Origin of the sequence: Micromonospora palomenae (genome assembly GCF_007829925.1) — a bacterium.
Lineage (GTDB): Bacteria > Actinomycetota > Actinomycetes > Mycobacteriales > Micromonosporaceae > Micromonospora > Micromonospora purpureochromogenes.
This window is the reverse complement of sequence record NZ_VIXA01000001.1, coordinates 1,980,574-1,998,226: the sequence shown is the minus strand read 5'-3', so window position 1 is coordinate 1,998,226 and position 17,653 is coordinate 1,980,574. Positions and strand designations below refer to the sequence as shown.

Sequence of the window (17,653 nt, the reverse complement as noted above, 5' to 3'; positions counted from 1 at the left end):
GACCGGAGTCACGATCACATGTCCATGCAGTGGGACGTATGAACTTGCAGCAAGGGGGTCCGGGCCGTTAGCCTTCTTTGCATAGTCATGCGGAGGTGAGTATGGGCATTCGAGTCGCGGTCGCCGGGGCGAGCGGATACGCCGGGGGTGAGCTGCTGCGCCTGGTCGCCGGGCACCCCGAGCTCGACCTGGTAGCCGCCACCGCCCATTCCCAGGCCGGCCAGCCCGTCAGCGCCGTACACCCGCAGCTCGCCGGCCTCGACCTGACGCTCACGGCGACCGACCCGGCGGCCCTGGCCGACGCGGACCTGGTCTTCCTGGCCCTGCCGCACGGCGAGTCGGCGGCCCTCGCCGCCGCCCTGCCGGCGACGGTCAAGGTGGTCGACCTCGGCGCCGACCACCGGCTGCACGACGCCGACGCCTGGGCCCGCTACTACGGCGGCCCGCACGCCGGCGCCTGGACCTACGGCCTGCCCGAGCTGCCCGGCCAGCGGGCGGCGATCGCCGCCGCGGCCCGGGTGGCCAGCACCGGCTGCTACGCCGTGGCCACCACCCTCGCCCTGGCCCCGCTGATCGCCGCCGGCGCGGTCTTCCCCACCGACGTGGTGGTGGTCGCCGCCTCCGGCACCTCCGGCGCCGGCCGGGCCGCCAAGGCCCACCTGCTCGGCAGCGAGGTGATGGGTGACCTGTCGCCCTACAAGGTCGGCGCCCACCAGCACGTGCCGGAGATCAAGCAGGCCACCGGCGCGACCAGCCTCTCCTTCACCCCGGTGCTCGCGCCCATGCCGCGCGGCATCCTCGCCACCGTCACCGCGGTGCCGACCGGCGACGCCGACCCGCGCGACGTGCTGGCCCGGGCGTACGCGGACGCGCCGTTCGTGCACGTCCTGCCCGAGGGGGCCTGGCCGCACACCGCTGCCACGGCGGGCGCGAACTCCTGCCACCTGCAGGCGGGCGTCGACGTCGACTCCGGCCGGGTGATCGTGGTCAGCGCGATCGACAACCTCGGCAAGGGCGCCGCCGGCCAGGCCGTGCAGTGCGCCAACCTCATGCTCGGCCTGCCCGAGACCACCGGCCTGACGACCTTCGGAGTCGCACCATGACCGTCACCACCCCCCGGGGATTCCGGGCGGCCGGGGTCGCCGCCGGGCTCAAGACCAGCGGCGCCGCCGACCTCGCCCTCGTCGTCAACGACGGGCCCGACGCCGGGATCGCCGGCGTCTTCACCGCCAACCGGGTCAAGGCCGCGCCGGTGCTCTGGACCCAGCAGGTGGTCCGGGGCGGCGTGGTCCGCGCCGTGGTGCTCAACTCCGGCGGCGCCAACGCCTGCACCGGCCCGGCCGGCTTCCAGGACACCCACGCCACCGCCGAGCACACCGCCGCCGCGCTGACCTCGGTCAGCCCCCGGCTGATGCTCGGCGCCGGCGAGGTCGCGGTCTGCTCCACCGGCCTGATCGGCGAGCGGCTGCCGATGCAGAAGCTGCTGCCCGGCGTGCGCAGCGCCATCCGGGGGCTCGGCCGCGACGGCGGCACGGCGGCCGCCGAGGCGATCATGACCACCGACACCCGCCCCAAGACCACGGTCGCCCGCGGCAGCGGCTGGACCGTCGGCGGCATGGCCAAGGGCGCCGGGATGCTCGCCCCGGCCATGGCCACCATGCTCTGCGTGCTCACCACCGACGCGGTCGCCGGGCCGGAGGCGCTCGACGCCGCGCTGCGGGCCGCCACCGCGGTCACCTTCGACCGGATCGACTCCGACGGCTGCATGTCGACCAACGACACGGTGCTGCTGCTGTCCAGCGGCGCGTCCGGCGTCGAGCCCACCGCCGCGGAGCTGACCGCCGCGGTCACCGCCGCCTGCCACGACCTGGCCCAGCAGCTCATCGCCGACGCCGAGGGCGCCACCAAGCAGATCGCGATCGACGTGGTCGGCGCCGCCACCGAGGCCGACGCGGTCGAGGTGGGCCGGTCGGTGGCCCGGAACAACCTGGTCAAGACCGCGCTGTTCGGCAACGACCCGAACTGGGGGCGGATCCTCGCCGCCGTGGGCACCACCGCCGCCGCCTTCGAGCCGGACGGCGTCGACGTCGCGGTCAACGGGATCTGGGTGTGCCGCTCCGGCGCCGCCGCCGAGGACCGCGCCAAGGTCGACCTGTCCGGCCGGGACGTCACCATCCGGATCGACCTGCACGCCGGCTCCTCGGCTGCGACGATCTGGACCAACGACCTGTCGCACGCGTACGTGCACGAGAACTCGGCGTACTCGTCATGAGCCTCTCCGCGGACCTCACCCGGGCCCAGGTCAAGGCCGAGACGCTGATCGAGGCCCTGCCCTGGCTGGCCCGCTTCTCCGGCGCCACCGTCGTGGTCAAGTACGGCGGCAACGCCATGGTCGACCCGGCGCTCCAGCGCGCCTTCGCCGCCGACATGGTCTTCCTCCGGTACGCCGGCCTCAAGCCGGTCGTCGTGCACGGCGGCGGCCCGCAGATCTCCGCCATGCTCGGGCGGCTCGGCATCGCCAGCGAGTTCCGGGGCGGCCTGCGGGTCACCACCCCCGAGGCGATGGACGTCGTCCGGATGGTGCTGGTCGGGCAGGTCGGCCGGGAACTGGTCGGGCTGATCAACGCGCACGGCCCGTTCGCCGTCGGCCTCTCCGGCGAGGACGCCGGGCTGTTCACCGCCGTCCGCCGGCCCGCGTACGTCGACGGGCAGCCGGTGGACGTCGGGCAGGTCGGCGACGTGGAGTCGGTCGACGTCTCGGCGGTGACCGACCTGATCGCGGCCGGCCGGATCCCGGTCATCTCGACCGTCGCGCCGGACGTCGACGGGGTGCTGCACAACCTCAACGCCGACACCGCCGCCGCCGCGCTCGCCGTCGCCCTCGACGCCCGCAAGCTGGTCGTGCTCACCGACGTGGCCGGCCTGTACGCCGACTGGCCGGACACCACCAGCCTGGTCAGCGAGATCACCGACGACGAGCTGGCGAAGCTGTTGCCGTCCCTGGAGTCGGGGATGGTCCCGAAGATGGAGGCCTGCCTGCGGGCGGTGCGCGGGGGCGTACCCGCCGCGCACGTCGTCGACGGCCGGGTCGCCCACTCCACGCTGCTGGAGGTCTTCACCTCGGAAGGATTCGGCACGATGGTGGTTTCGGCATGAGCACGCTGGTCGAACGCTGGGGCCAGGCCCTGATGGACAACTACGGCACGCCGCCGCTGGCGCTGGTCTCCGGCTCCGGCGCCGTCGTGGTCGACGAGGCCGGCCGGGAGTACGTCGACCTGCTCGGCGGCATCGCGGTCAACGCCCTCGGCCACGCCCACCCGGCCGTGGTGGCCGCCGTCTCCCGGCAGGTCGCCACCCTGGGCCACGTCTCCAACCTGTTCGTCGCCGAACCCCCGGTGGCCCTGGCGGAGCTGCTGCTGGCCCTCGCCGGCCGGCCCGGCCGGGTGTTCTTCGCCAACTCCGGCGCGGAGGCCAACGAGGCGGCGTTCAAGCTCTCCCGGCTCACCGGCCGCAGCCACGTGGTGGCGGCCCGGGGCGGCTTCCACGGCCGGACCATGGGGGCGCTCGCGCTCACCGGCCAGCCCGCCAAGGCCGACCCGTTCCGCCCGCTGCCCGGCGACGTCACCCACGTGGCGTACGGCGACACCGCCGCCCTCGACGCGGCCGTCAGCGACGCGACCGCCATGGTGATCCTGGAGCCGATCCAGGGTGAGAACGGCGTCGTCGTGCCGCCCGCCGGCTACCTGGCCGACGCGCGGCGGATCACCGCCCGGCACGGCGCCCTGCTGGTCCTGGACGAGGTGCAGACCGGGATCGGCCGCACCGGGCACTGGTTCGCCCACCAGGCCGACGGGATCGAGCCGGACGTGGTGACCCTGGCCAAGGGGCTCGGCGGTGGGCTGCCCATCGGGGCCTGCCTCGCCTTCGGCCGGGCCGGGGAGCTGCTCGCACCCGGCTCGCACGGCACCACCTTCGGCGGCAACCCGGTCAGCTGCGCGGCCGCCCTGGCGGTGGTCGCCACCATCGCCAGCGAGGGGCTGCTCGACCACGTCAAGCGGACCGGCGAACGGCTGCGCCGGGGCGTCGAGGCGCTCGGGCACCCGCTGGTCGCCGAGGTCCGGGGCGCCGGCCTGCTGCTCGGGATCGTGCTCACCGCGCCAACCTCCGGCCCGGTCACCGGCGCGCTGCGCGAGGCGGGCTTCCTGGTCAACCCGGTGCAGCCGGACGTGGTCCGGCTCGCCCCGCCGCTGATCCTCACCGCCGACCAGGTGGACGCCTTCCTGGCCGCCCTCCCCGCCGCCCTCGACGCGGCGGCGCCCGCCGACCTCGCGCCGGCCGCCGCCCCGACCACGACCAGCGCCACGGAGGTCAACGCATGATCCGGCACTTCCTGCGCGACGACGACCTGACCCCCGCCGAGCAGTCCACCGTGCTCGACCTGGCCGCCCGGATGAAGGCCGACCGGTTCGCGTACACGCCGCTGGCCGGGCCACGGTCGGTGGCGGTGCTCTTCGACAAGCAGAGCCTGCGCACCCGGATCTCCTTCGACGCCGGCATCGCCGAGCTGGGCGGCCACCCCCTGGTCGTGGACACCCAGGTCACCCACTTCGGGCGGGGCGAGTCCCTCGCCGACGCCGGGCGGGTGCTGTCCCGCTACGTCGCCGCGATCGTGCTGCGTACCCACGGCGACGACCGGATCGCCGAGGTCGCCTCGCACGCCACCGTGCCGGTGGTCAACGCCCTCACCGACGGCTACCACCCCTGCCAGCTGCTGGCCGACCTGCTCACCGTCCGCGAGCACTGCGGCGGCACCCGGGGGCGGACCCTGGCGTACGTCGGGGACGCCGCCAACAACCTGTCGCACTCCTACCTGCTCGCCGGCGCGACCGCCGGGATGCACGTACGGGTCGCCGGCCCGGCCGGCTTCCAACCCGACCCCGACGTGGTGGCCCGCGCCGAGAAGATCGCCCTCGGCACCGGCGGATCGGTCCGGGCGCTCGTCGACCCGGTCGAGGCGGTCCGCGGGGCCGACGTGGTCGCCACCGACACCTGGACCTCGATGGGCCAGGAGGACGACGGGCTGGACCGGATCACCCCGTTCCTGCCGTACCAGGTCAACGACGCGCTGCTGGCCCACGCCGCGGCCGACGTGATCGTGCTGCACTGCCTGCCCGCGCACCGGGGTGAGGAGATCACCGACGAGGTGCTGGACGGGCCGCGCAGCGCGGTCTTCGACCAGGCGGAGAATCGCCTGCACGCCCAGAAGGCGCTGCTGACGTATCTCCTGGAGGCCTCCGCATGACCGCCCCGCTGACCCGCGCCGCCCGGCACGGCCGCATCGTCGAGCTGATCCGCGACAAGGCGATCCACTCGCAGACCGAGCTGGCCGACCTGCTCGCCACCGACGGCATCCAGGTCACCCAGGCCACCCTCTCCCGCGACCTCAAGGAGCTGGGCGCGGTCACCGCGCGCGGCGGCGACGGGCGGGGCGTCTACCTGATCCCCGAGGACGGCCAGCGGCCGCTGCGCGACGCCGAGGCCGCCCCGGCCCGGCTGGTCCGGCTGCTGCGCGAGCTGCTCAACGGGGTCGACTCCAGCGGCAACATCGCCGTACTGCGCACCCCGCCGGGCGCAGCCCACTACCTGGCCAGCGCGTTGGACCGAGCGGGCCTGCCCGAGATCGTCGGCACCATCGCCGGCGACGACACCATCCTCGTCGTGGCCCGCGAGGCCGTCGGCGGGGCCGCGCTCGGCGACAAGCTCGCCGGGTGGGCCCGCCGGGAAGAAAATGTTGAAGGGAGCACCACACCATGACCGAGCGGGTCGTCCTTGCCTACTCCGGAGGTCTCGACACCTCCGTGGCCATTCCGTACCTCGCCGAGCAGACCGGCGCCGAGATCGTCGCGGTGGCCGTCGACGTCGGACAGGGCGGCGAGGACCTCGACGCCATCCGGCAGCGCGCGCTGGACTGCGGCGCCGTCGAGTCCGAGGTGGTCGACGCGCGCGACGAGTTCGCCGCCGACTACTGCCTGCCGGCGATGCGCGCCAACGCCCTCTACATGGACCGCTACCCGCTGGTCTCCGCGCTGTCCCGGCCGCTGATCGTCAAGCACCTGGTGGCCGCGGCCCGCAAGCACGGCGGCACGATCGTCTCGCACGGCTGCACCGGCAAGGGCAACGACCAGGTCCGCTTCGAGGTCGGGCTGGGCGCCCTCGCCCCCGACCTGAAGATCATCGCCCCGGCCCGGGACTTCGCCTGGACCCGGGACAAGGCCATCGCCTTCGCCGAGGAGAAGGGCCTGCCGATCGACGTGTCGGCCAAGTCGCCGTACTCCATCGACCAGAACCTCTGGGGTCGCGCGGTGGAGACCGGCTTCCTCGAGGACATCTGGAACGGTCCCATCGAGGACCTGTACTCCTACACCGCCGACCCGGCCGAGCCGCGCGACGCCGACGAGGTCGTGATCACCTTCGACGCCGGCAACCCGGTCGCCATCGACGGCGAGACCGTCACCCCGTACCAGGCGATCCTGGAGCTGAACCGGCGCGCCGGCGCCCAGGGCGTCGGCCGGCTCGACATGGTCGAGGACCGCCTCGTCGGCATCAAGAGCCGCGAGGTGTACGAGGCCCCCGGCGCGATCGCGCTGATCACCGCCCACCAGGAGCTGGAGGCGGTCACCGTCGAGCGCGACCTGGCCCGGTTCAAGCGCGGCGTCGACCAGCGCTGGGGCGAGCTGGTCTACGACGGTCTCTGGTTCTCGCCGCTCAAGGACAGCCTGGACGCCTTCATCGACGACGCCCAGCGGCACGTCTCCGGCGAGGTGCGGCTCACCCTGCACGGCGGCCGGGCCACCGTGACCGGCCGGCGCTCCGAGGCCAGCCTCTACGACTTCGGCATGGCCACCTACGACACCGGCGACACCTTCGACCAGTCCCTGGCGAAGGGCTTCGTGCAGCTGTGGGGCCTGCCCAGCAAGATGGCCGCCGCGCGGGACGCCCGGCTGGGTGGCTCCTGATCGTGGGGACCACAATGGGCGGGGTGGACGACAAGAGCCTGACCGAGAACAGCGCCGCCACCAACCGGACGAGCCTGTGGGGTGGCCGGTTCGCCGGCGGCCCCGCCGAGGCCCTCGCGCGGCTGTCGGTGAGTGTCCAGTTCGACTGGCGCCTCGCCCCGTACGACATCGCCGGCTCCCGGGCGCACGCCCGGGTGCTGGCCGGCGCGGGCCTGCTCGACCCGGAGGAGCTGGGTCGCATCCTGGCCGCGCTGGACGACCTGGAGGCGGCCTGCGCCTCCGGGCAGTTCCGCCCGACCATCGACGACGAGGACGTGCACACCGCCCTGGAGCGGGGCTTGCTGGAGCGGCTCGGCAGCCTCGGCGGCAAGCTGCGCGCCGGGCGGTCCCGCAACGACCAGGTCGCCACCGACCTGCGGCTCTACCTGCGCGACCACGCCCGGGGCGTGGCCGGCCGGCTGGTCGAGCTGGCCGAGGCGCTGGTCGAGCAGGCCGAGCGGCACGTGGACACCGCCGCGCCCGGGATGACCCACCTCCAGCACGCCCAGCCGGTCACTTTCGGGCACTGGCTGCTCGCCCACGTGCAGCCGCTGCTGCGCGACCTGGAGCGACTGCGCGACTGGGACCACCGGGCCGCGATCAGCCCGCTCGGGGCGGGCGCGCTGGCCGGCTCCGGCCTGCCGCTGGACCCGGTGGCCGTCTCCAAGGAGCTGGGCTTCCGCACGTCCTTCGCCAACTCGATGGACGCCGTCGCCGACCGGGACTTCGTCGCCGAGTTCCTGTTCGTCACCGCGCTGGTCGGGGTGCACCTGTCCCGCCTCGGCGAGGAGGTGGTGCTCTGGACCTCGCACGAGTTCGGCTGGGTGGAGCTCGACGACGCCTTCGCCACCGGCTCGTCGATCATGCCGCAGAAGAAGAACGCGGACGTCGCCGAGCTGGCCCGGGGGAAGTCGGGCCGCCTCGTCGGCGGGCTGATGAGCGTGCTCACCATGCTCAAGGGCCTGCCGATGACCTACGACCGGGACATGCAGGAGGACAAGGAGCCGGCCTTCGACGCGGTCGACACCCTGGAACTGCTGCTGCCGGCGCTCGCCGGGATGATCTCCACCATGACGGTACGCGTCGATCGGCTGGTCGCCGCCGCGCCGGTGGGCTTCTCGCTGGCCACCGAGGTGGCCGACTGGCTGGTCCGCAAGGGCGTGCCGTTCCGCGACGCGCACGAGATCACCGGCAAGCTCGTCGCGCTCTGCGTGGCCCGGGACTGCGCCCTGGACGAGGTCTCCGACGACGACCTCGCCACGGTCAGCGAGCACCTGGACCCGAGCGTGCGCGACGTGCTCTCGGTCCGCTCCGCGCTGGCCGCCCGGACCACGCCCGGCTCGACCGGCCCCGGCCCGGTGGCCGACCAGCTCGCCGCCGCCGCCGACAAGTTGGCCGGCTGGCGGGAGTGGGCCAGCGAGCGGGTCGTACCCCGCTGACGTCGACGGGTCGGCGCGGCGCGACGCCGCGCCGACCCCTCACACCGTCGGCCGCTCCCGTTTCGGCAGCTTCGCCACCACCGCCTCGTACGAGCCGTCGACGGCTTCGATCAGCTCGTCGTCCGGGATCGCGCCGTTCAGGCGCAGCGAGTTCCACCCCGACCGCCCGATGTACGCCGACGCCTTCGCGTCGTCCGGGAACCGGTGGACCCACTCGTCGGCGACCTCCCGGTTCGGGCCGCACTTCACGCCGACCCGCGCCTCCCCGTCCGGCGAGCCGAGGAAGGCGAAGATCCGGCTCCCCACCTTCACCACCTCGTCGCCCTCCCAGGGCTGGTCCAGCCGGGCGCCCGGCTTCCCGAGGCAGTACGCCAGCATCTCGTCGCGCGTCATCGCGTCCTCCCGGTGGCAGCGGTCACCGGCACAGTCTCTCCGACCCGTCCAGCCCTCGGGCCCCTCCGCGCCGACCGGCCGGTCGGGAAGCCGGCCCCGCGGCGCCGATCGGGCGGTCGGGAAGCCGCCCCCTCGGCGCCGATCGGGCGGTCGGGGAGCCGGCGCCTCGGCGTTGCGGGTGGCCGGCAGAAGCGCGATCGCCGGTCAGTCGGTGCCGGCGGTGCGGGCGGACACCCGCTCGAAGCGCTGCTTGGCGGCCTGCGCGCTGCCCAGCCCCAGCCCGAAGGCGATCGCCTGCCAGGTCATGCCGCGCCCCCGGGCGAGGGTCAGCAGCCCGGCCTCCAGGGTGTCGAGCTCGGCGCGCAGGTGGGGCAGGAGGGTCAACGCTGCCGTCAGGTCGGCCTCGTCGACCGGTTCCTCGCCGGGATCCCGCTCCGCCCCGCCGGCGGCGAGGGCGGTCACCAGCGCGACCGCCTCGTACGGATCGGCCAGGTACGGGTTGGTGTGGCGCCGGCGGCGCGCCTCGGTGCCGGCGTGCCGCGCGGTGATGCGTTCCAGCGCGGCGTAGGTGCGGTGGGCGCGGGCGCGCGCCGCGTCGGGGGCGGTGAAGGCGTCGCTCATGCCTCCAGCAGACCCCACCGTGCCCGCGTTGTCAACGAAGTCTTTTCAACCAACCGTTGATGACCGGTCCGGCCCGCTGCACCAGGGCCGCGTACCCGACGCCCAGCGCCAGCGACGCCACCAGGGCCAGCAGCGGCTGGTCGCGCAGGTGCGGGTAGACCTGCCAGTGGGTCAGGTAGATGTACAGGGAGCTGCCCGCCAGCACGCCGGCCACCCGGTTCAGCGGACCCAGGCTCGGCACGGTCGGCAGCCAGACCAGCAGCGCGAACCCGGCCACGATCAACGCCTCCCGCTGCGGCTGGCCGAAGAAGCCCGGCACGGTGGCCGCCGCGGCGGCGGTGACCAGCAGCCGCTGCCGTACCCCGTCGGCGCGGGCCGCCGCCCACCCGAGCGCGAACAGCCAGAACGCCACGATCGCCGTCGGTAGGTCGTACCGGGCGTCCAGGCCGAACACGTCGTAGCGGCTGAGCAGCCCGAGCCCGGCGAGGGTCAGCGGCAGGCCGAACGGGTGGCGGCGTTCCAGCCGGTCCATCCCCGGCACCGCCAGCAGGACGGCCACCGCGACCAGGATGTAGACCAGCGCCTCGACGAACCAGAAATGCCACTCGGTGCGCCCGTCGTCCGGGCCGACGAGGCTGTTGAGCAGCAGCAGGTTGCTCCACCGGTACTGGTCGGTGAGCACCAGCATCGCCGCGATCCAGGCGGTGGTCGGCAGCACGATCCGGGTCAGGGCGGAGCGGACCTGTCGCAGCCGGTCGGCCCGTCCGGCGTCGGTGAGCAGGAACCGGGCGAAGTTGAAGCCGGCCACCCCGAGCAGGAGGTGCGCCCCGCCGGTGAGGGTGAACATCGGGATGTGCGAGCCGACGACCAGCACGATCGCCACGGCCCGCAGCGCCACGCTGGTTTCCAGCGCCCGCCGACGACGCGGCCGCCCGCCGCGCGGCGCGGGCAGCGCCCCGATCGGCATGGTGTGCCAGTTCGGGGGCAGTTGCCCGAGCGCCCGCTCCAGGCGGACCGACATCTCGACGTACGACAGCGAGTCGCCGCCCAGGTCGACGAAGCTGTGCTCCGGGGTCACGTCGGTGCGGTCGAGCACCTCGGCGAAGAGCCGGCACAGGTCGTCGTCGGGAGCGGGGGCCGACGGGACGGGCGGGGCGACCGGCCCGGCCGCCAGCTCGCGCAGCGCCGGGTAGTCCACCTTGCCGGTGGCCAGCCGGGGCAGCCGTGGCAGCGCCAGCACCCGCACCGCCCGGGGCGGCAGGGCCAGCTCGCCGGCGACCAGCCGGCGGACCCGCGCCGGGTCCACCTCGCCGGCCACCGCCACCAGCAGCTCGTCGTCCGCGCCCAGGCAGGCCGCGTCCACGTCGTGCGCGGCCAGCAGCGCCTCCACCCGCTGCGGGTCCACCCGCAGGCCGAGGATCTTGGCGAACCGGCTGCGCCGGCCCACCAGCTCGTACAGGCCGTCCGGGCCGCGGCGGGCCAGGTCGCCGGTGTGCAGCTCGGTCACGGTACGCCCCGACGCCAGGTCGGCCGGGCGCTCGGCGTAGCCGAGCATCACGTTCGGGCCGGCGTACACCAGCTCGCCGACGCCGTCCGGCTGCTCCGGCAACGCAGCGAGCCGGAACTCGCCGCCCGGCACCGGCACGCCGATCGCCTCCGGTCGGCTGGCCGCCAGGTCCGGCGGCAGGTACGCCATCCGGGCCGTCGCCTCGGTCTGCCCGTACATGACGAACAGGTCCCAGCCGCTGCGCCGGCCCAGCTCGGCGAAGCGGACCACCTTCTCCGGCGCCAGCCGGCCGCCGGCGGCGGTCACGTAGCGCAGGTGCGGCAGGTTCATCGCGGCGAAGCCGACCCGGTCCAGCAGGTCGAAGGTGTACGGCACCCCGGCGAAACTGGTGGCCCGGGCCTGGCGGAACAGCTCCCAGAAGCAGTCGTCGGCGACGGAGCGGTCGGTAAGCACCAGCGCGGCGCCCCGGGCCAGGTGGCTGTTCACCACCGACAGGCCGTAGCAGTAGTGCAGCGGCAGGCTGGTCGCCGCCCGGTCGGTCTCCCGCACCCCCAGGTACGCGGCGATCGACTCGGCGTTGGCCTGGAGGTTGGTGTGCGACAGCCGGACCAGCTTCGGCGAGCCGGTCGACCCCGACGTGCTCAGCAGCAGCGCCAGGTCCGGGTGCAGCTCGTGCGCCGACCCGATCCGCCGCTCGTGCAGCGTCCACGCCCCGTCGACCGGCCCGATCACCACGTCCGGGTCGTACGCCTCGGTCAGCGCCCGCGTCGCCGGGCCGTCGCCGGGCACCAGCAGCACCGGGTGCCCACCGTGCAGGCCGGCCAGATAGCCCACCAGCGCGTCGACCGTGTTGGCGCCGGTGACGAGCACCAGCCGGCGCTGCGGACCCAGCCGGCGCGCGGTCTCGGCGACCCGGCCGGCGAGCTCGGCGTACGACAGCACGCCGTCGGCGGTGACCACGGCGGGGCGGTCACCGTGGTCGGCCAGGTCGCGGGCGAAGGGCACCGCGCGCACGGCCGGCAGCAGGTCAGGCGGGTGCGTCACGGGGGCCACTCTAAGGTGAGGCAACCCTAATCAGAAGGACGGGTGGCGAGACACACGGCTGGGTACCGTGGTCGCGTGACCTCCTCCCGCACCGACCTCTCGCCGCTGGCCGACCTGCTGGCCGGGCCGCTGGTGCCCGCCGCGCGCGGGCTGCTCGGCTGCCGGCTCTCCGCCGGTGGCGTCACCGTCCGGATCACCGAGGTCGAGGCGTACGCGGGGACGGCCGGCGACCCCGCCTCGCACGCGCACCGGGGGCGCACCCCGCGCAACGCGGTCATGTTCGGTCCGGCCGGCCACGCCTACGTCTACTTCACCTACGGCATGCACTGGTGCATGAACGTGGTCACCGGCCCGGACGGCGAGGCCGCCGCGGTGCTGCTGCGCGCCGCCGAGGTGGTCGACGGCCTCGAGGTGGCCCGCGCCCGCCGACCCGCCGTACGCCGGGACGTCGACCTGGCGCGCGGCCCGGCGCGGCTCTGCGCGACCCTCGGCATCGACCGCTCGGCGTACGGCCTGGACCTGCTCGGCGACGGCCCGGTCCGGCTGCGGCCGGCGGTGGCGCCGGTGCCGGAGGCGGCGATCTCCGCCGGCCCCCGGGTCGGCGTGACCGGGGCACACGACGTGCCCTGGCGGTTCTGGATCACCGGCGACCCGACGGTGAGCAGCTACCGGCGGCACGTCCCGCGCGCGCGGGGTTGAGCTTCCCGGCGTGGCCGGGCGACTCTGTCGGGGGGTGTGGCCATAATCACGCCACGCGCTCATCGACGGATCGGAGGACGGTCATGCCCACGCTGCTCGCGATCGGCACCGCCAAGGGGCTCTTCCTCGCCACCAGCCCGGGCGGGCGCGGCTGGGAGGTGAGCGGCCCGCACTTCCCGATGACCGGGGTCTACGCCGTCGCCGTCGACCCCCGCCCCGGCACGCCCCGGCTGCTCGTCGGGATGACCAGCTCGCACTTCGGGCCGAGCGTCGCCACCAGCGACGACCTCGGTGCCTCCTGGGCCGAGCCGGAGCAGGCGCCGGTGGCCTTCCCGACCGACACCGGCGCCAGCCTCGGCCGGGTCTGGCAGATCGTCCCGGGCGGCGCGGACGCGCCGGACGTGGTCTGGGCGGGCACCGAGCCCTCGGCGCTGTTCCGCTCCACCGACGGCGGGCGCAGCTTCACGCTGGTCCGCTCGCTCTGGGACCACCCGCACCGGGAGCAGTGGGGCGCCGGCTTCGGCGGCCAGGCGATGCACACCGTGCTGCCGCACCCGCGCGACCCCGACCGGATCCTGGTCGCCATGTCCACCGGCGGGGTCTACCGCTCCGAGGACGCCGGCCAGAGCTGGTCGCCGGGCAACACCGGCATCCGGGCGTACTTCCTGCCCGACGAGTGGCCCGAGTTCGGCCAGTGCGTGCACAAGGTCGCCCGGGACGCGGGCAACCCGGAGCGGCTCTACGCGCAGAACCACCACGGCGTCTACCGCTCCGACGACGACGGCCGCACCTGGACGTCGATCGCCGCCGGCCTGCCCAGCGACTTCGGCTTCCCGATCGTGGCCCACCCGTCGCGCCCCGGCACGGTCTTCACGTTCCCGCTGGTCGCCGACTCCCAGCGGTACCCGGTCGACCACCGGTGCCGGGTGTTCCGCTCGACCGACGCCGGCGACAAGTGGGAGCCGCTGTCGGTGGGGCTGCCGGACGAGCCGTTCCACCCCTCGGTGCTGCGCGACGCGATGTGCGCCGGCGGGGCGGGTGACGTCTACTTCGGCACCCGCTCCGGCGAGGTCTACGCCAGCCGCGACGACGGCGACTCCTGGTCGCTGGTCGCCGCCCACCTGCCCGACGTGCTCTGCGTCCGCGCGGCGGAGGTCTGACGATGGTCACCGTGCTGGTGCCGGGTCCGCTGCGCGGCGAGGCCGGCGGCGCGAGCCGGCTCACCGTGGAGGCCGCCGGGTCGGTGGGGGCCGTCCTCGACGCGCTCGCCGACTCCTGGCCCCGGCTGGCCCGCCGGATCCGCGACGAGCGGGGCGAACTGCGCCGGTACGTCAACGTCTACGTCGACGGGGAGGACTGCCGGCACGCCGGGGGAGTGGCCGCGCCGGTCGCCGACGGGGCCGAGGTGCAGGTGCTGCCCTCGGTGGCCGGCGGCTGACGCCCGACGGGGCACCCCCCGTGCCCATGATCCGCTAACATTCGGCGCTCACCCACGACGGACAGGGGAGCGGCGACATGGACGCGCACCAGGCGGGTTACCTCGTGGGCCGGCTGGCCTGCCTCGTCGTCCCGCTGCTGCTGATCGTCGGGCTGGTCGTGCTCGGCGTGGTCCTGCTCGTCCGCAAGGGTCGCCCGACCACGCCGCCGCACCACCCCGGCGGGTTTTACCCCGCGCCCGGGACGTTTCCCACTCCGCCGTACCCGACCCCGCCGCCGTCCGGCCAGGCCTACCCCGTGCCCGGGCCATCGCACCCCGCTCACCCAGGGCACGGTGAGGGGTACCCGCCGCACGGGTGGTCGCCGCCGGGAGATGGTTCGCGGTGAGCGATATGCCTGCCAGGCATATTCATGCCTCACCGGCATATCGCTCGCTGGAACATCGATCAGTCGGGCACGGCCGCTGACGTCGCGCTACTCCCCGCCGGCCCGTCGCCGGCCCGCGCCGCCGTGGGGTGACCCGGACCACCCCACGACACTTCGGCGACGGAATAGTTGATTCGTCAAATATGTTGTGGGCAGCGTCCGGGTGGCCACCGCGGCCCCGGTCTTCCCACGCGAGGAGCTGGTCATGCAGTTCGGAGTCTTCACCGTCGGTGACGTCACGGTCGACCCGACCAACGGTCGGGAACCGACCGAGCATGAGCGGATCAAGGCGATGGTGGCCATCGCGCTGAAGGCCGAGGAGGTCGGCCTCGACGTCTTCGCCACCGGCGAGCACCACAACCCGCCGTTCGTGCCCTCGTCGCCCACCACCATGCTCGGCTACATCGCGGCACGCACCGAGCGGCTGCTGCTCTCCACCTCCACCACGCTGATCACCACCAACGACCCGGTGAAGATCGCCGAGGACTACGCCATGCTCCAGCACCTGGCCGACGGCCGGGTGGACCTGATGATGGGTCGCGGCAACACCGGGCCGGTCTACCCGTGGTTCGGCCAGGACATCCGCAACGGCATCCCGCTGGCCATCGAGAACTACGACCTGCTGCGCCGGCTCTGGCGCGAGGACGTGGTCGACTGGCAGGGCCGCTTCCGTACCCCGTTGCAGTCGTTCACCTCGACGCCGCGCCCGCTCGACGGCGTGCCGCCGTTCGTCTGGCACGGCTCGATCCGCAGCCCGGAGATCGCCGAGCAGGCGGCCTACTACGGCGATGGCTTCTTCGCCAACCACATCTTCTGGCCCAAGGAGCACACCCAGCGGATGGTCGGGCTCTACCGGCAGCGCTTCGCCCACTACGGGCACGGCAGCCCGGAGCAGGCCATCGTCGGCCTCGGCGGCCAGGTGTTCGTCCGGAAGAACTCGCAGGACGCGGTCCGGGAGTTCCGGCCGTACTTCGACAACGCCCCGGTCTACGGGCACGGCCCGTCGCTGGAGGAGTTCAGCCGGGAGACCCCGCTGACCGTGGGCAGCCCGCAGCAGGTCATCGACCGCACGCTGGGCTTCCGCGAGTACGTCGGCGACTACCAGCGGCAGCTGTTCCTCGTCGACCACGCGGGCCTGCCGCTGAAGACCGTCCTGGAGCAGCTCGACATCCTCGGCGAGGAGGTGGTTCCCGTGCTGCGCAAGGAGTTCGACACGCTGCGCCCCGCGCACGTGCCCGAGGCGCCCACGCACGCCTCGCTGCTCGCCGCCCGGGACGCCGCCGGCCTGGCCGGTACGGAGGCGACCCGATGACCCGGCGCACCCTGGCCGTGGTCTCGGCCGGCCTCAGCCAGCCCTCCTCGACCCGACTGCTCGCCGACCAGCTCGCCGCGGCCGCCCGCGACGAGCTGGTCCGGCGCGGCCACGAGGTCGAGCTGCGCACCGTCGAGCTCCGCGACCACGCGCACGACGTGGTGAACAACATGCTCACCGGGTTCCCGTCGGCGGCGCTGCGCGAGGCCCTGGACGCGGTGACCGGCGCGGACGGGATCGTGGCGGTCACGCCGATCTTCAACGCGTCGTACAACGGGCTGTTCAAGTCCTTCTTCGACGTGGTGGAGTCCGGGTCGCTGGTCGACCGGCCGGTGCTGATCGCCGCGACCGGCGGCACCGCGCGGCACTCGCTCGCTCTGGAGCACGCCCTCCGCCCGATGTTCGGCTACCTGCGGGCCGTGGTGGTCCCCACTGCGGTCTTCGCCGCTCCGGAGGACTGGTCGGGCGGCACCGCCGACGGCGCGCTGCGCGGCCGGATCCTGCGCGCCGGTGCGGAGCTGGCCGACCAGGTGGAGCGGCGCCCGCCGTCGACCGGCCCGGTCGACCCGTTCGCCCTCACCACCGACTTCGCGCAGCTGCTCGGCGGCCGGGAGGGCTGAGCGGTCAGTCCGCCCGGTCGTACGGGTGGGCGACCAGGACCGGGCAGTGCGCGTGGTGAATGACCGTCTGGCTGACGGAGCCGAGCAGCAGCCCGGTGAAGCCGCCGCGGCCCCGGGTGCCGATCGCCAGCATCGAGGCCGCACCGCTCGCCTCGATCAGCCCCTGCGCCGCGCCGGCCGCCCGGACCGGGTGCTCGCGCACCACCAGGTCCGGGTGGTCGGCCCGGACGGCGGCGGACGCCTCGGCCAGCAACCGCACCGCCTCCGCGTGGTACGCGGCCTGCGACTCCTCGACCTCCTCCGGCACCGGACGGTCCCCGTCCGGCGGGCCGACGTGCACCAGCACCAGCGGCACGTCGCGGCGGGCCGCCTCGTCGGCGGCGTACCCGGCGGCCAGCCTGGCCGACTCCGAGCCGTCCACCCCGACCACCACCGGCCCGTCCGCCGGGATCGGCTGCTCATCGGGGCGGACCACCAGCACCGGGCAGTGCGCGTGCGCGGCGACCTGGGCGCCGACCGAGCCGAGCAGCAGTCCGGCGAAGCCGCCCAGGCCCCGGCTGCCCACCACCACCAGCTCGGCGCGGCGGGACTCCTCGATCAGGGTGGCGCCCGGGCCGCCGGCGACCTGGCGTACCTCGACGGTCAGGTCGGGCCACCGGTCGGCCAGGTCCGCCGCGGTGCGCTCCAGCATCTTTCCCGACTCCTCGGTGGGCGCCGGCAACCCCAGGTCGTACGGGTTGAGCGGCACCCCGTACCCGAGCGGGTGCAGGTAGCCGTGCACCAGGTGCAGCGGCCGGCGGCGCAGCGCGGCGGCGCGGGCCGCGTGCTCGGCGGCGACCAGGCTGGACGGCGATCCGTCGACGCCCGCCACGACCGGTCGGTTCATCAGCACCCCCACGACTCGTCAGCTCATTGTCGACGTACCCGGCGCACGGCACGGGCATTCGGCGCCGACCCGCGCGCCGCCTCCGCGCGTCAGCGCCCGCGCGTCGGCACCCGGGCGTCGGCGGCGGCCGGACGGCGACGGCCTTTCGGTCGCCGGGCCCGGGACCATCGGCCCTGACGTCGTCGGCCGGCGCGGTGTGCAATGGAGTCAGGAC

General features: G+C 74.5%; 18 protein-coding genes. 14 read left to right on the top strand and 4 right to left on the bottom strand.

All coding sequences use genetic code 11. The annotated features are described in order from the left end of the window. Positions 1-101: 101 nt before the first annotated feature. Genes argC through argH form a run of 8 tightly spaced genes read left to right on the top strand, consistent with a single transcriptional unit; the run spans position 102 to position 8,494 of the window. Positions 102-1,103 (top strand): N-acetyl-gamma-glutamyl-phosphate reductase, encoded by a 1,002-nt coding sequence (argC, locus tag FHX75_RS08990; RefSeq protein WP_154938009.1) that lies wholly within the window; start codon positions 102-104, stop codon positions 1,101-1,103. Beyond that, on the top strand, positions 1,100-2,272 hold the full coding sequence (gene argJ / locus FHX75_RS08985) for a bifunctional glutamate N-acetyltransferase/amino-acid acetyltransferase ArgJ (protein WP_154938007.1): 1,173 nt from the start codon (positions 1,100-1,102) through the stop codon (positions 2,270-2,272). Before argC ends, argJ begins: the two co-directional genes overlap by 4 nt. Beyond that, a complete protein-coding gene (gene argB / locus FHX75_RS08980) occupies positions 2,269-3,156 on the top strand; it encodes an acetylglutamate kinase (protein WP_154938005.1) in 888 nt (295 codons plus the stop codon). The genes argJ and argB overlap by 4 nt, the downstream gene beginning before the upstream one ends. Beyond that, positions 3,153-4,379, top strand: coding sequence for an acetylornithine transaminase (locus FHX75_RS08975; RefSeq protein ID WP_154938003.1), 1,227 nt, complete (start codon positions 3,153-3,155; stop codon positions 4,377-4,379). Before argB ends, FHX75_RS08975 begins: the two co-directional genes overlap by 4 nt. Then, the gene (gene argF, locus FHX75_RS08970) at positions 4,376-5,302 is read left to right on the top strand and encodes an ornithine carbamoyltransferase (protein WP_154938001.1); all 927 of its coding nucleotides are present in this window, start codon (positions 4,376-4,378) and stop codon (positions 5,300-5,302) included. The genes FHX75_RS08975 and argF overlap by 4 nt, the downstream gene beginning before the upstream one ends. Beyond that, a complete protein-coding gene (locus FHX75_RS08965) occupies positions 5,299-5,814 on the top strand; it encodes an arginine repressor (protein WP_154937999.1) in 516 nt (171 codons plus the stop codon). Before argF ends, FHX75_RS08965 begins: the two co-directional genes overlap by 4 nt. After that, positions 5,811-7,016 (top strand): argininosuccinate synthase, encoded by a 1,206-nt coding sequence (locus FHX75_RS08960; protein WP_154937997.1) that lies wholly within the window; start codon positions 5,811-5,813, stop codon positions 7,014-7,016. The genes FHX75_RS08965 and FHX75_RS08960 overlap by 4 nt, the downstream gene beginning before the upstream one ends. Positions 7,017-7,030: 14 nt before the next feature. After that, complete coding sequence (gene argH, locus FHX75_RS08955; RefSeq protein ID WP_154938953.1) at positions 7,031-8,494, top strand: argininosuccinate lyase; 1,464 nt, start codon at positions 7,031-7,033, stop codon at positions 8,492-8,494. A 39-nt stretch (positions 8,495-8,533) separates the two neighbouring features. Here the strand turns inward: argH and FHX75_RS08950 are convergent, their stop codons facing one another. The 3 genes from FHX75_RS08950 to FHX75_RS08940 all read right to left on the bottom strand — a co-directional run bounded on the left by FHX75_RS08950 (position 8,534) and on the right by FHX75_RS08940 (position 12,059). Continuing rightward, on the bottom strand, positions 8,534-8,887 hold the full coding sequence (locus tag FHX75_RS08950; protein ID WP_154937995.1) for an MmcQ/YjbR family DNA-binding protein: 354 nt from the start codon (positions 8,885-8,887) through the stop codon (positions 8,534-8,536). 204 nt (positions 8,888-9,091) lie between these two features. Further along, the gene (locus tag FHX75_RS08945) at positions 9,092-9,508 is read right to left on the bottom strand and encodes a DNA-binding protein (protein WP_154937993.1); all 417 of its coding nucleotides are present in this window, start codon (positions 9,506-9,508) and stop codon (positions 9,092-9,094) included. Between the two features lie 31 nt (positions 9,509-9,539). Continuing rightward, positions 9,540-12,059 (bottom strand): AMP-binding protein, encoded by a 2,520-nt coding sequence (locus FHX75_RS08940; RefSeq protein WP_154937991.1) that lies wholly within the window; start codon positions 12,057-12,059, stop codon positions 9,540-9,542. A 75-nt stretch (positions 12,060-12,134) separates the two neighbouring features. Here FHX75_RS08940 and FHX75_RS08935 point away from each other — a divergent pair, with 75 nt between their 5' ends. The 6 genes from FHX75_RS08935 (at position 12,135) to FHX75_RS08910 (ending at position 16,553) form a co-directional block, all read left to right on the top strand. Then, positions 12,135-12,758 (top strand): DNA-3-methyladenine glycosylase, encoded by a 624-nt coding sequence (locus FHX75_RS08935; RefSeq protein ID WP_154937989.1) that lies wholly within the window; start codon positions 12,135-12,137, stop codon positions 12,756-12,758. A gap of 83 nt (positions 12,759-12,841) precedes the next feature. Beyond that, entirely contained in the window at positions 12,842-13,918 is a 1,077-nt protein-coding gene (locus tag FHX75_RS08930; RefSeq protein ID WP_154937987.1) for a WD40/YVTN/BNR-like repeat-containing protein, read from the top strand. A gap of 2 nt (positions 13,919-13,920) precedes the next feature. Then, positions 13,921-14,196 carry a ubiquitin-like small modifier protein 1 gene (locus tag FHX75_RS08925; RefSeq protein ID WP_088962682.1) on the top strand — a complete coding sequence of 92 codons (276 nt, stop codon included), beginning with the start codon at positions 13,921-13,923 and terminating at the stop codon, positions 14,194-14,196. Positions 14,197-14,273: 77 nt separating this feature from the next. Next, on the top strand, positions 14,274-14,582 hold the full coding sequence (locus tag FHX75_RS08920; protein ID WP_154937985.1) for a hypothetical protein: 309 nt from the start codon (positions 14,274-14,276) through the stop codon (positions 14,580-14,582). Positions 14,583-14,826: 244 nt separating this feature from the next. Continuing rightward, positions 14,827-15,933 (top strand): LLM class flavin-dependent oxidoreductase, encoded by a 1,107-nt coding sequence (locus FHX75_RS08915; protein ID WP_154937983.1) that lies wholly within the window; start codon positions 14,827-14,829, stop codon positions 15,931-15,933. Then, positions 15,930-16,553 carry an FMN reductase gene (locus tag FHX75_RS08910; RefSeq protein WP_154937982.1) on the top strand — a complete coding sequence of 208 codons (624 nt, stop codon included), beginning with the start codon at positions 15,930-15,932 and terminating at the stop codon, positions 16,551-16,553. The genes FHX75_RS08915 and FHX75_RS08910 overlap by 4 nt, the downstream gene beginning before the upstream one ends. A 4-nt stretch (positions 16,554-16,557) precedes the next feature. On the opposite strand, the gene FHX75_RS08905 is transcribed toward FHX75_RS08910, so the two are convergent. Beyond that, the gene (locus tag FHX75_RS08905; protein WP_154937980.1) at positions 16,558-17,445 is read right to left on the bottom strand and encodes a universal stress protein; all 888 of its coding nucleotides are present in this window, start codon (positions 17,443-17,445) and stop codon (positions 16,558-16,560) included. Between the last annotated feature and the right edge of the window lie 208 nt (positions 17,446-17,653).